The sequence below is a fragment of the Azorhizobium sp. AG788 genome, assembly GCF_004364705.1.
In the GTDB taxonomy this organism is placed as follows: Bacteria; Pseudomonadota; Alphaproteobacteria; order Rhizobiales; family Xanthobacteraceae; genus Azorhizobium; species Azorhizobium caulinodans.
The window spans coordinates 37994-52851 of the sequence record NZ_SOBM01000003.1 but is presented as its reverse complement, the minus strand read 5'-3'; the positions used below and the strand labels follow the sequence as shown (position 1 = coordinate 52851).

Annotated in this window: 12 protein-coding genes; 8 read left to right on the top strand and 4 right to left on the bottom strand. The window is 67.8% G+C overall.

Annotated elements, in window-relative coordinates; translation table 11 throughout:
* Positions 1-99 precede the first annotated feature (99 nt).
* Genes leuS through DFO45_RS07950 form a run of 4 tightly spaced genes read left to right on the top strand, consistent with a single transcriptional unit; the run spans position 100 to position 4819 of the window.
* Positions 100-2724 (top strand): leucine--tRNA ligase, encoded by a 2625-nt coding sequence (gene leuS, locus DFO45_RS07965; protein WP_133864472.1) that lies wholly within the window; start codon positions 100-102, stop codon positions 2722-2724.
* Positions 2711-3313 (top strand): LPS assembly lipoprotein LptE, encoded by a 603-nt coding sequence (gene lptE, locus DFO45_RS07960; protein ID WP_052285836.1) that lies wholly within the window; start codon positions 2711-2713, stop codon positions 3311-3313. The genes leuS and lptE overlap by 14 nt, the downstream gene beginning before the upstream one ends.
* 4 nt (positions 3314-3317) lie before the next feature.
* A complete protein-coding gene (gene holA, locus DFO45_RS07955; protein ID WP_012169100.1) occupies positions 3318-4331 on the top strand; it encodes a DNA polymerase III subunit delta in 1014 nt (337 codons plus the stop codon).
* 38 nt (positions 4332-4369) lie between these two features.
* Complete coding sequence (locus DFO45_RS07950; RefSeq protein ID WP_133864471.1) at positions 4370-4819, top strand: hypothetical protein; 450 nt, start codon at positions 4370-4372, stop codon at positions 4817-4819.
* Between the two features lie 3 nt (positions 4820-4822).
* Here the strand turns inward: DFO45_RS07950 and DFO45_RS07945 are convergent, their stop codons facing one another.
* Both DFO45_RS07945 and DFO45_RS07940 read right to left on the bottom strand, forming a co-directional pair.
* Complete coding sequence (locus DFO45_RS07945) at positions 4823-6202, bottom strand: MFS transporter (protein WP_133864470.1); 1380 nt, start codon at positions 6200-6202, stop codon at positions 4823-4825.
* A gap of 158 nt (positions 6203-6360) precedes the next feature.
* Positions 6361-7032, bottom strand: coding sequence for a response regulator transcription factor (locus DFO45_RS07940; protein ID WP_012169103.1), 672 nt, complete (start codon positions 7030-7032; stop codon positions 6361-6363).
* Between the two features lie 473 nt (positions 7033-7505).
* Here DFO45_RS07940 and DFO45_RS07935 point away from each other — a divergent pair, with 473 nt between their 5' ends.
* Positions 7506-8987, top strand: a complete 1482-nt coding sequence (locus tag DFO45_RS07935) for a PAS domain-containing methyl-accepting chemotaxis protein (RefSeq protein ID WP_133864469.1) — start codon at positions 7506-7508, stop codon at positions 8985-8987.
* 9 nt (positions 8988-8996) lie between these two features.
* Here the strand turns inward: DFO45_RS07935 and DFO45_RS07930 are convergent, their stop codons facing one another.
* Positions 8997-9905 carry a LysR family transcriptional regulator gene (locus tag DFO45_RS07930; RefSeq protein ID WP_133864468.1) on the bottom strand — a complete coding sequence of 303 codons (909 nt, stop codon included), beginning with the start codon at positions 9903-9905 and terminating at the stop codon, positions 8997-8999.
* Between the two features lie 126 nt (positions 9906-10031).
* On the opposite strand from DFO45_RS07930, the gene DFO45_RS07925 reads away from it, so the two are divergent.
* The 3 genes from DFO45_RS07925 to mmsB all read left to right on the top strand — a co-directional run bounded on the left by DFO45_RS07925 (position 10032) and on the right by mmsB (position 13706).
* Entirely contained in the window at positions 10032-11528 is a 1497-nt protein-coding gene (locus DFO45_RS07925; RefSeq protein ID WP_133864467.1) for a CoA-acylating methylmalonate-semialdehyde dehydrogenase, read from the top strand.
* Between the two features lie 91 nt (positions 11529-11619).
* Positions 11620-12762, top strand: coding sequence for an isobutyryl-CoA dehydrogenase (locus DFO45_RS07920; RefSeq protein ID WP_133864466.1), 1143 nt, complete (start codon positions 11620-11622; stop codon positions 12760-12762).
* Positions 12763-12776: 14 nt separating this feature from the next.
* On the top strand, positions 12777-13706 hold the full coding sequence (gene mmsB, locus DFO45_RS07915; protein ID WP_280960282.1) for a 3-hydroxyisobutyrate dehydrogenase: 930 nt from the start codon (positions 12777-12779) through the stop codon (positions 13704-13706).
* Positions 13707-13718: 12 nt separating this feature from the next.
* On the opposite strand, the gene DFO45_RS07910 is transcribed toward mmsB, so the two are convergent.
* Positions 13719-14669 carry an aldo/keto reductase gene (locus DFO45_RS07910; RefSeq protein ID WP_133864464.1) on the bottom strand — a complete coding sequence of 317 codons (951 nt, stop codon included), beginning with the start codon at positions 14667-14669 and terminating at the stop codon, positions 13719-13721.
* Positions 14670-14858 lie beyond the last annotated feature (189 nt).

Genomic DNA, 14858 nt, shown 5'->3' with positions numbered 1-14858 from the left:
GGCCTGCCACGGCGAAGGTCACGGCGGGGGAGCGGACGGTTGACCCGTGCGCCGCTTTCTGCCCTAGTCCGCGCTCGTTTGAGATCAGCATTCCCGGACATGAGCACAGATCGTTATAACGCGCGCGACGCGGAACCCCGTTGGCAGGCCATCTGGAACGAGCGCGGCATCTTCCGCACCCGCAACGACGATCCGCGCCCGAAATTCTTCGTTATGGAGATGTTCCCCTATCCGTCGGGGCGCATCCACATCGGCCATGGCCGCAACTATGTGATGGGCGACGTGCTCGCGCGCTACAAGCGCATGCAGGGCTTCAACGTGCTCCATCCCATGGGCTGGGATTCGTTCGGCCTGCCGGCGGAGAATGCCGCTATCGAGCGCGGCATCCATCCCAAGAGCTGGACCTACGAGAACATCGCCTCGATGAAGGAGCAGCTCCAGCTGCTCGGTCTCTCGCTCGACTGGAATCGCGAGGTCGCCACCTGCGACCCCTCCTATTATGCCGAGCAGCAGCGCCTGTTCCTCGACCTGTTCGAGAATGACCTCGCCTACCGCAAGGAGAGCGAGGTCAACTGGGATCCGGTGGACAACACCGTGCTCGCCAACGAGCAGGTGATCGACGGGCGCGGCTGGCGCTCGGGCGCGGTGGTGGAGCGGCGCAAGCTGAACCAGTGGTTCTTCCGCATCACCGCCTTCGCGCAGGAACTTCTGGACGCAATCGACACGCTCGACCGCTGGCCGGACAAGGTGCGCCTCATGCAGCGCAACTGGATCGGCCGGTCCGAGGGCCTCGAAGTCCTGTTCGAACTCTCCAAGGGCTCGGTGGCGGCGGCCGGAACGTCGGCGGTGAAGGTCTATACGACCCGCCCGGACACCCTGTTCGGCGCCTCCTTCCTCGCGCTCTCGCCCGACCATCCGCTGACCCAGCATCTCGCCGCCACCCGGCCGGACCTCGCCGCCTTCGTGGCCGACTGCAAGACCGGCGGCACCTCGGCCGAGGCCATCGAGACGCAGGAGAAGAAGGGCTTCGACACCGGGCTCACGGTGGTCCATCCGCTGGACCCTGCCCGCACGGTGCCCGTCTATGTGGCCAACTTCGTGCTCATGGACTACGGCACAGGCGCCATCTTCGGCTGCCCGGCTCACGACCAGCGCGACCTCGACTTTGCCCGCAAGTACGGCCTCTCCGTCACGCCGGTGGTGCTGCCGCCGGGCGCTGATCCGGCTGTCTTTACGGTGGGCAGCGAGGCCTATGACGGCGAGGGCACGCTTTACAATTCGCAGTTCCTCGACGGCCTCTCAATCGCGGACGCCAAGGAGCAGGTGGCCCGGCGCCTGGAGCGCTTCCGCGTCGGCGAGCAGCCGCAGGGCACGCGCAAGGTGAACTTCCGCCTGCGCGACTGGGGCATCTCGCGCCAGCGCTACTGGGGCTGCCCGATCCCGATCATCCATTGCGACAGCTGCGGCCCGGTGGCGGTGCCCCGCGAACAGCTGCCGGTGGAACTGCCCGACGAGGTGACCTTCGACCGGCCCGGCAATCCGCTGGACCGCGCCAAGGCGTGGCGCGACGTGCCGTGCCCGAAGTGCGGGGCCCCGGCCCGTCGCGAGACGGACACCATGGACACCTTCGTGGATTCGTCCTGGTACTTCCTGCGCTACGCCAGCGACAATCCCGACAAGCCCCTGGACAAGGATGCCGTGCGCCACTGGCTGCCGGTGGACCAGTATATCGGCGGCATCGAACACGCGATCCTGCATCTGCTCTATTCGCGCTTCTTCACGCGGGCGCTGAAGGCCTGCGGCCGCGTGGATGTGGCGGAGCCCTTCGCCGGCCTGTTCACGCAGGGCATGATCGTCCACGAGACCTATAAGGATAAGGACGGCCGCTGGCTGTTCCCGGAGGAGGTGAAGCTCCTCGGCGACGGCAAGGCGGAGAAGCTGGACGACGGCTCGCCCGTGACCGTCGGCCCGCCGGAGAAGATGTCCAAGTCCAAGAAGAATGTGGTGCCGCCGGAAGTGGTGGTGGACACCTATGGCGTGGACGCCGGCCGCTGGTTCATGCTCTCCGATACCCCGCCCGAGCGTGACAGCGAGTGGACGCAGTCGGGCATCGAGGGCGCGTGGCGCTTCGTGCAGCGCGTCTGGCGTCAGGTGCAGGAAGCCATCGAGCTGGGCGCGCCGAAGGGCGCGGACAAGCCCGCGAGCTTCGATGCCGCCGCGACCGCGCTGCGCCGCGCCGCCCATGGCTTGGCCCATCAGGTGGCCGATGACGTGGAGCGCCTGCGCTTCAACGTGGCGGTGGCCCATGTGCACGAGTTCGCCAATGCCTTCGGACAGGCCATCGCGAGCGCCCGCACCGCCAGCCCCGTGCCGGCGGACCTCGCCTTCGCCCTGCGCGAGGCGGCGGAGATCGTGACGCGGGTGGTCGGCCCGATGGTGCCGCATCTGGCGGAGGAGTGCTGGGCCGCGCTCGGCTATGACACCCTGCTCGCCGAGGCGGCGTGGCCCAAGGCGGAGCCGGAGCTGCTGGTGGAGAACACCATCACGCTGCCGATCCAGATCAACGGCAAGAAGCGCGACGACATCACGGTGCCGCGCGACGCGACCGCCGCCGAGGTGGAAGCTGCTGTTCTCGAAATGGAAAGCGTGCGCCGGGCCCTCGACGGCAAGGCGCCCAAGCGTATCATCGTCGTGCCACAGAGGATCGTGAATGTCGTCGCCTGACGCCCCCATCCCCGCCCGACGGACCCTCCTGCGCCTCGCCCTCGCGGGCGGTGCGACGCTCGCGCTCGCGGGCTGCTTCCAGCCCATGTATGCGGAGAAGACGGTCACGCCCGCCGGCCAGCCGCTGGTCGAGATGATGCGCCAGGTCGAGATCGTGAAGATCGAAGGCAAGCTCGGCAACGACCTGCGCAACGATCTCATCTTCGAGCTCACGGGCGGGGCCGGAAACCCGGTCGGCGCGCCCTACAAGATGTTCATCACGGTGGTGACCAATTCGGCGTCTTCCATCGTCGATACGACGTCTGGCCTGCCGCAGAACCGTATCATCCATGTCACCGCCAACTGGCGCGTGGTGCGGGCGGGCGAGGAGACCAAGCCTCCGGTCCTGCAGGGCAAGTCCTCCGGCAGTGCCTCCATCGACGTGAGCGAGCAGCGCTTCGCCAACTGGCGTGCCACTCGCGACGCGGAGAGCCGCGCCGCCCGCATGGTGGTCGAGCAGATCCGCGCGCAGCTCGCCGCCTACTTCATCAACCCGCCGGCGCCCCCGGCGGCCCCCGCCGCGCCGGCGGCAAAGCCCCCGGGCACCTGAGCCCATGGTCGCGGTCCGCGCCGGCGATGCCGATACGGCGCTGGCGCGGCGCGATCCGCGCCACGCCGTCGTCCTGATCTTCGGCCCCGACATGGGCCTCGTGCGCGAGCGCGCGGCGGGGCTGGTGAAGCGCGTGGTGCCCGATGTGGCCGACCCCTTCGCCGTGGTGCGGCTGGAGGGGGACGAACTTTCGGGCGATCCCCAGCGGCTCATCGACGAGACGCAGACCGTCGGCCTGTTCGGCGGCGAACGCGTGGTCTGGGTGCGGGCGGGCTCGCGAAACTTCGTGCCGGCGCTGGAGCCTGTGCTGGAGGTGGGCGGCTCGACGCTGGTGGTGGTGGAGGCGGGCGACCTCAAGAAGGGCGCGCCCCTGCGCACCCTGTGCGAGGCCTCCCCCAAGGCGCTTGCCATTCCCTGTTATGCGGACGGCGACCGCGATCTCGGCAAGCTGGTGGACACCATGCTCTCAGAGGCGGGCCTTGCCATCGACCGCGACGCCAAGGAACTCCTCGTTTCCCTCATCGGCGGCGACCGCCTCGCCTCGCGCGGCGAGATCGCCAAGCTCGCGCTCTATGCGCAGGGGCAGGGGCGGGTGACGCTTGAGGATGTGCGCGTCATCGTCGGCGATGCGTCCGCGCTGGCGCTGGATGATGTGGTGGATTCCACCCTCGCCGGACAGGCGGTGGAGGCGACCGCCGCGCTTGCCAAGGCCTGGGGCGCGGCGACCCGCCCCGACGCGGTGCTCGGTGCGCTGTTGCGGGCGCTCTCTTCGCTGCACCAGATGGCCTTGCAGGTGCAGGCCGGCACGCCGGCGGATCGGGTCATCGATCAGGCGCGGCCCATGGTGCATTTCTCCCGCAAGCCCAAGCTGGAGCGGGCGCTGCGCAGCCTCAATGCCGAGCGGTGTCTCCGGGCCATCCTGCTTGTGGACGAAGCGGTGCTGGCCGCCCGTCGCAACGCCGGCATGGCACAGGCCATCACCGAGCGCGTGGTGCTTCAACTCTCCGCCCGGCGGTAATAGGATCACGCCGTCTCCAGCCGAAGGACGAGACGGTGATGGACTGGATATTGCCCAAGCGCCTCGACAACAGCTTCCCCGGCCATCCGGCGGTGGTCTGGATCTTCGTCGCGCTCACGCTGGTCACGCTTGGCCGCAGCCTCTTCCACATGTTCGCGCCCGATGGCGGCGCCCAGTCGGTGGCGCACATTCCGCTCTCCACCTATCCGGCGGCCGCCGCCAGCACGATTATCTTCGTCTTCGCCTTGTGGGGGCTGTCGCAGTTGCTGATGGGCCTCGTCTATGTGGTGGCGCTGATCCGTTATCGCGGGCTCATCCCGCTCCTGCTGCTGCTCATGGCGGCAGAATATGCAGGTCGCATGCTGGTCGCCACCTATCGGGTGCTGGAAACGACCGCGACCCCACCCGGCGCCGTCGCCGACCACCTGACGCTGCCGCTCGCCCTTATCCTTCTGGCCTTCTGCCATCCGCGCTTTCGCAAGGGGTGAGGCTCACCCCTTTGCCCCAAGCTCCCGGAAGTGGCCGCGCGCCTGCAGCCAGCCGAGCAGGGCGAGGCCCGGCAGGCCGGCGATGACCGTGACGACGAAAAACCACGCCCAGCCGGTCACGTCATAGATATAGCCGCCGCCCGAGGCGAGGACGGTGCGGCCGACGGCGGTGAGCGCGGTCAGCAGGGCGTACTGGGTGGCCGTGTGCGCGCGAGCGCCGCACAGGGACGAGAGATAGGCGACGAAGATCACCGTGCCGATGGCGCCGGTGAAGTTCTCGACGATCATCGCGAAGGTGAGGAAGCCCACGTCGGGCCCGATCATCGCCTGAACGGAGAAGGCGAGGTTGGAGGCCATCTGGAGCACGCCGCCGATCCAGAGGCACGTGACCAGCGAGCGCCCCCGCGCCAGCATGCCGCCGGCAAAGCCGCCCGCCAGGGCCGCGAGGAGGCCGACGCCCTTCACGATGGCGGCGTAGGTTGCCTTGTCGAAGCCGATGGAGATGACGAAGGACGCGGTGAGCCCGCCCGCCAGCGCATCCGAGAATTTGTAGAGGGTGACGAAGGCGAGGATGGCGAAGGCGTGGCTCCGGGTCAGGAACTCGGAGAAGGCGCCGAAGGCGGTGGTGAAGACCCGCTTCAGGGCGCCGAGCGCGCCGCCCTCATGGGCGACCCGCGGCGCGCCGTCCGGCTCGCGGGCGATGAGGGTCGCGAAGATGCCGAGCGCCATGCAGGCCGCGGCGACGCCATAGCCCCAGGCCCAGACCTGCGCGTGCGGCAGGCCCTTGAACTCGAACCACGCCACGAGGGCGATGATGCCGGCGCCGGACACCAGCATGCCGATGCGATAGGCCGCCACATAGCCGGCCATGCCGGCCGCCTGCTCGGAGGTGTCGAGCTTCTCCACGCGATAGGCATCCACCACGATGTCCTGCGTGGCGGAGAGGAAGGCCACCAGCACCGCCCCGACGATGAGCCCGAAGGGCGCCGCCATGCGGGTGCCGTCGGCGGAAGGAGCAAAGCCGAGATCCTGAAAGCCGAGATAGAGGATGGCAGCGGCGAGCAGGAGCTGCGTCGCCAGTAGCCAGCCGCGCCGCCGTCCGAGCCAGTGGGAGAGAAGCGGCACATCCAGCGCATCCACCAGCGGCGCCCAGAGGAACTTCAGCGTGTAGGGCAGGCCGACCAGATGGAAGAGGCCGATGGTGGCGATGTCCACCTTGCGCTCGGTCATCCAGACCGCGAGCGTGGTGCCGGTAAGCGCCAGCGGCAGGCCGGAGGAGAAGCCGAGCAGAATCACCACCAGCACGCTCGGGCGCAGATAGACCTTCACGGCATCGAGCATGGACGCGCGGGCGCCCGGGGCTTCGAGGGTGTTCTCGCTCATGTCCTGTTCCGTGGGCGGCGGGCGGCTCGACACTGGCGCCGGAGAGGCCTGCGCCGGGCCGGCCCGCGCGGGAAAGCCGGCGGCATCATGCCCGCGCGCATGTTAATTTAGAGGTTGAGCCAGCCGCCGTGCTGAAACAATCGGGTGCGACCGGCCGCTCACGCCTGATTGGCGCTCCACAGGCCCGCATCCACCTTGGAAACGGCGATCACCGCCTGGGTGCGGCTTTCCACGCCGAGCTTCTGGAGGATGGCCGACACATGGGCCTTCACGGTCGCCTCGGAGACGCCGAGCTCATAGGCGATCTGCTTGTTGAGGCGCCCCTCCGCCAGCATCATCAGCACGCGCACCTGCTGCGGCGTCAGCGTGGCGAGGCGGGAGATGATGGCGTCGGCCTCCCCGTCCTGCGCGGTGGGGGGACCAAGATCCGGGGGCACGGAGGTGCCGCCTGCAAGAACCGTGGCGACAGACTGCCGCATGCCGGCAATGCCCATGGTCTTCGGAATAAAGCCCGAGGCGCCGAGATCGATGCAGCGGCGGATGACCGCCGGTTCCTCATTGCCGGAGACGACCACCACCGGCACGCCGGCATACTGCGCCCTGAGATAGATGAGGCCGGAAAAGCCTCGGGCGCCGGGCATGGTGAGATCGAGCAGGATCAGGTCGAAGTCGTCTTCGCGTTCCAGCAGCGCGTGCAGGTCGTCGAACGTGCCGACCTCCACGATCTCCGCGGACGGAAACTCGCCGGCCACGGCTTCGCGCAGCGCGCCACGGAACAGGGGATGATCGTCCGCGATGACCAGCCGGTATCCGGCGTCGGCGTCTCCCAAAAGGCTTCTCCCCCGGCTTCCCCGCCCGCAGTCTTTCCCCAAAAGCGGAAACCTTCGAATCGGTCAAGGGATCATCGGCGCGCACCCGCACGCTGACAAGATCGCGGGGCTTGCGCGCCGCCCCACAACTCCGGCGCGCAGGAAATATCTAAAGTTGTATAGATCTATCGATGCAAGCCTGAGGAAAGGTACGCAACTTAGCCATGGGGCCGAAGATTGGCTGATTGCCCTCCGCCTCTGCCGCCCGTTGAAGCGTTGGACATGGAGCGGGTCGGATGACATCCACCCACGAACCGCCTCCCGGACGGAGAGCGGCCGGATCAGATTGCTCGCAATCCGATCCATGGCCGGCTCTCCCGCGTATTCTGGAAGGTTGTCTCCGGGCGGACGTCCCGCCTCGCGTCCGATGTCGGCCTGAGAGACGTTCGCGTTCCGTGGCCGCCTGGCCGCGGTGTTCCTGAGTGAGGCGATCCATGTTCGGTGTCGGCAGCCAGTCCGAGGCACTCCTGAAGCTATCCGCCCTGGATCGCGCACAGGCCATCATCGAATTCACCCCGACGGGTGAAATCCTCGACGCCAACCAGAATTTCCTCTCGCTCGTCGGCTACGGGCTCAACGAGATCAAGGGCAAGCATCACCGCATGTTTGTCGATCCGCGCGAGGCCGAGAGCGCGGAATATCGCGCCTTTTGGCAGGCGTTGGGGAAGGGGCAGTATCAGGAGGCAGTCTACCGCCGCATCGGCAAGGGCGGTGCGGTCGTCTGGATTCGCGCCATCTACAATCCGCTCATCGACCGTTCGGGCAAGGTGCTGAAGGTGGTGAAATTTGCCACCGACATCACCGAACAGAAGATGCGCTTTGCCGAACACGAGAGCCTGTTGGCGGCCATTTCCAAGTCTCAGGCGGTCATCCAGTTCGACCTCAAGGGCAACATTCTCGAGGCCAATCAGAATTTCCTCGACACCATGGGCTACCGGCTGGACGAGATCGTCGGCCGGCACCATTCGATGTTCGTGCCCGAGGAGATGCGCCAGTCGCCGCAATATGCGGCCTTCTGGGACAAGCTGCGCCGCGGGGAATATCAGGCGGCGGAATACAAGCGTATCGGCAAGGGCGGTCGCGAGGTCTGGATCCAGGCCACCTACAATCCCGTCCTCGATGCGGATGGGGCGGTGTCCAAGATCGTCAAGTTCGCAACCGATGTGACCACGCGCGTTGTCGTGCGCGAACGCCGGGCCGCGGCCTATCGGGAGATCGACGCGGGTCTCTCCGATATCTCCAGTGAACTGACCGATACCAATTCGCGCGTCGTCTCCGCCTCGGAGGCCACCCAGACGGCGGCTCACAACATGCAGTCGGTGGCCACCGGCGCGGGCCAACTGGCCGCCTCGGTCGACGACATCAGCCGGCAGGTGCAGCAGTCGAGCGAACTCTCCGTCGCCGCCGTGGAACAGGGCAATCGCACCAACGAGATCGTAGCGAGCCTCAGCGGTGCGGCCGAGAAGATCGGCCATGTGGTGGAACTGATCAATTCCATTGCCGCCCAGACCAACCTGCTCGCGCTCAACGCCACCATCGAGGCCGCGCGTGCCGGCGAGGCCGGCAAGGGCTTCTCGGTTGTCGCGCAGGAGGTGAAGAGCCTCGCCGGCCAGACCTCGAAGGCGACGAGCGAGATCGCCGCACAGGTCACCGAGGTCCAGGCCGCCACAGGCCAAGCGGTGACGGCGCTTGCGAGCGTTACGGAATTCATCACCCAGCTCAACGCCATCGCGGGCAGCATTGCCGATGCGGTGCAGCGCCAGGCGTCCGTGACGCGGGAGGTCTCCTCCTCCATGCAGACCGTCGCCCACGGCATTGAGGTGGTGAGGCAGGACATGGGCGTGATCGCCAGCGCCACCAGCCATGTGGAGGCCGCCGCCCGCAAGGTGCGGGAAGCCTCCGCCGCCATCGCCTGATCCCGCCGTTCAGGGCGCGCCGAGAAAGCGCGCCCGTGCCTGCCCCACTTCGGAGGCGATGAAATCCGCTGCCGCCCGCACGCGGGCTAGGTCGCGCATGTCCGTGTGGGTCACCAGATAGAAGGTGCGCGTGAGCGACACCTCGCCGCGCAGCACCGGCACAAGGTCCGGCATGGCATCCCCCATGAAGCAGGGCAGGACGCACACGCCCGCCCCCGCGCGGGTGGCTTCCATCTGCGCGACGAGGTTGGAGCTCTTGATGCGCGGCTTCAGCTCGCGCGCCACGAGGGGCACATAGTCCAGCTCCGGCGCATAGATGAGATCGTCAATATAGCCGATGAAGGGATGTCGCCCGAGCGCTGCCCGGCTCTCCATGGGTCCGTGCGTGTCAAGATACGCCGCCGCCGCATAAAGGCCGAGCCGGTAGTCTGTGAGCTTGCGGGCATGCAGCCGCCCCTCCTTGGGCCGGCTCAGCGAGATGGCGATATCCGCCTCGCGTTTCGACAGGCTGATGAGGCGGGGCATGGCGAGGAGCTGGATTTCCAGCGCCGGATGCTGGCGCGAGAAGGCGCCGAGCCGGGGCGCGAGAAAGACGGTGCCGAAGCCGTCGGGCGCGCCGATGCGCACCGTGCCCGACACGCCGAGATCCGCCCCCGCAATCTCCCCTTGGGCGGAGAGGGCGAGCGCCTCCATGCCCTCCGCCGCCGCCATGAGCCGCTCGCCCTGCGGCGTCAGCAGCAGACCGCCGGTCCGCCGGTCGAACAGCTTGGCACCGAGCGCGGTCTCAAGCGCGGTGATGCGGCGGCTCACGGTGGAATGCTCCACGCCCATCTGCCGGGCGGCGGCGGTGAGCGATCCGGCGCGCGCCACGGTGAGCAGATAGCGCAGGTCCGACCACTCGAAGTCCGCTCCGGTCACTGCGCTGCACCTCAGGTTTATCGATTTATGCACGATACGAGTGCGGAAATTGCGATGGATGTGCGCAAAAAGCTAGGGCATCGTAGCGCCCAACCAGAACACAAGCATCATCGGGAGGATCGCATCATGCGGGAGATGGGCCATTTCATCGGCGGCAAGCACGTGCCCGGCACGTCCGGCCGCCATGCCGACGTCTGGCAGCCCATGACGGGCGAAGTGGTGGGCCGCGTCGCGCTCGCCTCCGCCGCCGAGATGCGCGCCGCCGTCGAGAACGCCAAGGCGGCCCAGCCCGCGTGGGCGGCCACCAATCCCCAGCGCCGCGCCCGCGTGCTGATGAAATTTCTCGAACTGGTGCAGCGCGATTATGACGCGCTCGCCGACCTGCTGGCCCGTGAGCACGGCAAGACCGTGCCGGACGCCAAGGGCGACATCCAGCGCGGTCTGGAGGTGATCGAGTTCGCGGTCGGCATTCCGCACCTGCTCAAGGGCGAGTTCACGGACGGCGCCGGGCCGGGCATCGACGTCTATTCCATGCGCCAGCCGCTGGGCGTGGTCGCGGGCATCACGCCGTTCAACTTCCCGGCCATGATCCCCATGTGGAAGTTCGGTCCGGCCATCGCCTGCGGAAACGCCTTCATCCTGAAGCCCTCCGAGCGTGATCCCGGCGTGCCGCTGAAGCTCGCCGAACTCATGCTGGAAGCCGGCCTGCCGCCGGGCATCCTCAATGTGGTGAACGGCGACAAGGAGGCGGTGGACGCCATCCTCGACGATCCCGACATCCAGGCGGTGGGCTTTGTCGGCTCCTCCTCCATCGCGCAATACATTTATGCCCGCGGGGCTGCGACGGGGAAGCGCATCCAGGGCTTCGGTGGCGCCAAGAACCACATGATCATCATGCCCGACGCTGACATGGATCAGGCGGTGGATGCGCTCATCGGTGCCGGCTACGGCTCGGCCGGTGAGCGCTGCATGGCCATATCGGTGGCCGTGCCGGTGGGCGATGCGGCGGCGGAAAAGCTCATCGAGAAGCTTGTGCCGCGCGTGGAGAGCCTGAAGATCGGCCCCTCCACCGATGTCACCGCCGACTTCGGCCCGCTCGTCACCCGCGAGGCGTTGGAGCGCGTGAAGGGTTACGTGGACGTCGGCGTCAATGAGGGCGCGAAGCTCCTGGTGGACGGGCGCGGCTTCAAGCTGCAGGGCTATGAGAACGGCTTCTATCTCGGCGGCTGCCTGTTCGATCACGTGACGCCCGACATGCGCATCTACAAGGAAGAGATCTTCGGCCCCGTGCTCTCCGTCGTGCGCGCCAAGGACTACAAGGAAGCGCTGCGCCTGCCGACCGAGCACGAGTATGGCAATGGCGTCGCCATCTTCACCCGCGATGGCGATGCCGCCCGCGACTTCGCCTCCAAGGTGAATGTGGGCATGGTGGGCATCAACGTGCCGATCCCGGTGCCGATCGCCTACCACACCTTCGGCGGCTGGAAGCGCTCGGGCTTCGGCGATCTCAATCAGCACGGGCCGGATGGCGTGCGCTTCTACACCAAGACCAAGACCGTCACCTCCCGCTGGCCCTCCGGCGTGAAGGACGGCGCGGAGTTCGTCATCCCGACCATGAATTGACGCTCGGCCTCCCGGCGTGGACGCTGCCGTCCGCGCCGGGGCATGACATGGCGGATCAACCGCCAGCGTGCGTTTCAGACGGGAGGATCTCATGTTCGAGCTGACGGAAGACCAGATCGCCATCCGCGACATGGCGCGCGCCTTTGCACGCGAGGAAATCGCGCCTTATGCGCTGGAATGGGACGAGGCGCATCATTTCCCCATTCCCACGCTGAAGGCCGCCGCCGCGCTCGGCATGGCCGGCATCTATGTGCGCGACGACGTGGGCGGCTCGGCTCTCTCGCGTCTTGATGCGACGCTCATTTTCGAGGCGCTGGCGGAAGGTTGCCCGGCCACCTCCGCCTATCTCTCCATTCACAACATGGTCGCCTGGATGATCGACCGCTTCGGCGCGCCTGAGCAGCGCACCAAGTGGCTGCCGAAGCTCTGTGCCATGGACATCGTGGCGAGCTACTGCCTCACGGAGCCCGGCTCGGGCTCGGATGCCGCCGCACTCAAGACGCGGGCGGTGCGGGACGGCGACCATTACGTGCTGCACGGGGAGAAGCAGTTCATCTCCGGCGCCGGCGCCTCCGATCTTTATACGGTGATGGCGCGCACAGGGGGCGAGGGGCCGGGCGGCGTCTCCACCATTCTCGTGGAAGCGGGCACGCCGGGCCTGTCCTTCGGCGCCAATGAGAAGAAGATGGGCTGGCGCGTGCAGCCCACACGCGCCGTCATCTTCGACGGCGTGCGTGTGCCGGTGGAGAACCGCATCGGCGCGGAGGGCGATGGCTTCAAGTTCGCCATGGCGGGGCTCGATGGCGGGCGGCTCAACATCGCCGCCTGTTCGTTGGGCGGCGCGCAGGCGGCTCTCGACAAGGCGCTGGCCTATACGGCCGAGCGCAAGGCCTTCGGCAAGGCCATCAACCAGTTCCAGGCGCTGCAATTCCGCCTTGCGGACATGGAGACGGAACTGGAGGTGGCCCGCACCTTCCTGTGGCGGGCCGCGAGCGCGCTCGACCGGAGCGACCCGAAGGCCACCCGCCTGTGCGCCATGGCCAAGCGCTTCGTCACCGACGCCGGGTTTGAGGTCGCCAACGAGGCGCTCCAGCTTCACGGCGGCTATGGCTATCTGGCGGACTATGGGGTGGAGAAGATCGTGCGCGACCTGCGCGTCCACCAGATCCTCGAAGGCACCAACGAGATCATGCGCGTCATCATCGCGCGCGGGCTGGTGGCGCGGGGCAACTGAAGCACGCCGCGCCCATCCAACAGAACACTGCATCCTTAAGGGAGAACACCATGGCCGTCATCGCCTTCGTCGGGCTCGGCAACATGGGCGGGCCGATGGCCGCCAATCTGGTCAAGGCGGGGCACGAGGTGCACGGCTTCGACCTGTCGGAGGCCGCCAAGGCAGCGGCTACCGCGCGCGGCGTCTCGCTGGCGGTAAGTGCGGCCGAGGCGGTGAAGGCGGCGGACGTGGTCGTCACCATGCTGCCCTCCGGCCCGCATGTGCTGGGGGCGGTCACGGGTGCGGATGGCCTGTTCGCGGCGGCGCGGCCCGGCACGCTGTTCATCGACAGCTCAACCATTGACGTGGAGAGCGCCCGCGCCTTCCATGCGGGGGCCGAGGCGGCCGGCATGGCCAGCCTTGATGCGCCCGTTTCCGGTGGCGTCGGCGGCGCGGAGGCGGGCACGCTCACCTTCATGGCGGGTGGCTCCGAGGCGGCATTCTCGGCGGCGCAACCCTATCTTGAGCGGATGGGCAAGAAGATCGTCCATTGCGGCGGCGCGGGCGCGGGGCAGGCGGCGAAGATCTGCAACAACATGGTCCTCGGCATCTCCATGATCGCAGTGAGCGAGGCGTTCGTGCTGGGCGAGAAGCTGGGCCTCTCCCATCAGGCTTTGTTCGACGTGGCTTCCACCTCGTCCGGCCAGTGCTGGTCACTCACCACCTATTGCCCGGTGCCGGGGCCGGTGCCCACGAGCCCCGCAAACCGCGAGTATCAGCCCGGCTTTGCCGCCGCGCTGATGCTCAAGGATCTCAAGCTGTCGCAGCAGGCGGCGGATCAGGCGGGGGCGGCCACACGGCTCGGCGCCGAGGCGGCCGCCCTCTATGCCGCCTTCGAGGCGGCAGGCAATGCGGGCCGGGACTTCTCCGGCATCATCGAGTGGATCCGCGCCCGCACCGCCTGACGCGGGGATCCCTCAGGCGCTCGCCGCGTCGAGCGCGGCGATCTCGTCCGCCGATAGCTGGAGATGGACGGCACGGATGAGCCCGTCCATCTGCGCGAGGCTGGTGGCGCTGGCGATCGGCGCGGTGACGCCGGGCCGCGCGATGAGCCAGGCGAGGGCCACCTCGCCTGGGGCCGCGCCCTTTGCCGCCGCTACCTCATCGAGGGCGGCGAGGATGCGCAGGCCGCGCGGGTTCAGGTAATTCGCCATCTTGCCGCCGCGCGCGCTTTTGCCGAAATCCGCTTCCGAGCGGTACTTGCCTGTGAGGAAGCCGGCCGCCAGCCCATAGAAGGGGATGACGCCGATCTCTTCACGCATGCAGAGATCGCGCAGCGCGCCGTCATAACTGGCGCGGTCGTAGAGATTGTAGAGTGGCTGCAGCGTCTCATAGCGCGGCAGGCCCTGTTCTGCGGCCACCGCCATTGCCCTGCCAAGCTGCTCGGCCGAATAATTGGAGGCGCCGATGGCGCGGATTTTTCCCGCCCGCATCAGCTCCTGATAAGCACCGAGCGTTTCCGCATCGGGCGTCGCGGCGTCCGGCGTGTGTGACTGGTAGAGGTCGATCTGCTCCACCTGGAGGCGCTTCAGCGATTCCTCAACGGACTCGCGGATCCAGCGGGGCGAGAGGCCGCTGCGGCTGGGACCGTGGTCCATGCCCACCTTGGTGAAGATGAGCACCTTGTCCCGCTTGGCCGGATTGGCGGCGAGCCACTTGCCGATGATGGTCTCGGACTCCCCGCCGCTGTGGCCAGGCACCCAGCGCGAATAGATGTCGGCGGTGTCGAGCGCATTCAAGCCTGCGTCGACGAAGGCATCCAGCAGGCGGAAGCTGGTCGCTTCGTCGGCGGTCCAGCCGAAGACATTGGTGCCGAGAACGAGCGGGGCGATGGAAAGGCCGCTGCGGCCGAGGGGGCGGTGCTGCATGCGTCGAGCCGTGCTGTCCGGGCGGGCCCTGGGCCAAGCATCCTTCGTGGCCGTTACGGCCGGTCGCGAGGGCTGCGTGCGGGTCCGTGCAGGTGGAGGGGAAGGCAATCACTTCGGCCCGCGCCTCGCGGCGCGAGCCGGATCGTCTTCTATCACGGCCGCCGCCTGGCGCCGACACACGGTGGTGCG

What these genes read in the sequence shown, in the direction of transcription:
- leuS (WP_133864472.1), top strand. Translation starts at nt 100, where the DNA reads ATGAGCACAGATCGTTATAACGCGCGCGACGCGGAACCCCGTTGGCAG.
- lptE (WP_052285836.1), top strand. Translation starts at nt 2,711, where the DNA reads ATGTCGTCGCCTGACGCCCCCATCCCCGCCCGACGGACCCTCCTGCGC.
- holA (WP_012169100.1), top strand. Translation starts at nt 3,318, where the DNA reads ATGGTCGCGGTCCGCGCCGGCGATGCCGATACGGCGCTGGCGCGGCGC.
- DFO45_RS07950 (WP_133864471.1), top strand. Translation starts at nt 4,370, where the DNA reads ATGGACTGGATATTGCCCAAGCGCCTCGACAACAGCTTCCCCGGCCAT.
- DFO45_RS07945 (WP_133864470.1), bottom strand. Translation starts at nt 6,202, where the DNA reads ATGAGCGAGAACACCCTCGAAGCCCCGGGCGCCCGCGCGTCCATGCTC.
- DFO45_RS07935 (WP_133864469.1), top strand. Translation starts at nt 7,506, where the DNA reads ATGTTCGGTGTCGGCAGCCAGTCCGAGGCACTCCTGAAGCTATCCGCC.
- DFO45_RS07925 (WP_133864467.1), top strand. Translation starts at nt 10,032, where the DNA reads ATGCGGGAGATGGGCCATTTCATCGGCGGCAAGCACGTGCCCGGCACG.
- DFO45_RS07920 (WP_133864466.1), top strand. Translation starts at nt 11,620, where the DNA reads ATGTTCGAGCTGACGGAAGACCAGATCGCCATCCGCGACATGGCGCGC.
- DFO45_RS07910 (WP_133864464.1), bottom strand. Translation starts at nt 14,669, where the DNA reads ATGCAGCACCGCCCCCTCGGCCGCAGCGGCCTTTCCATCGCCCCGCTC.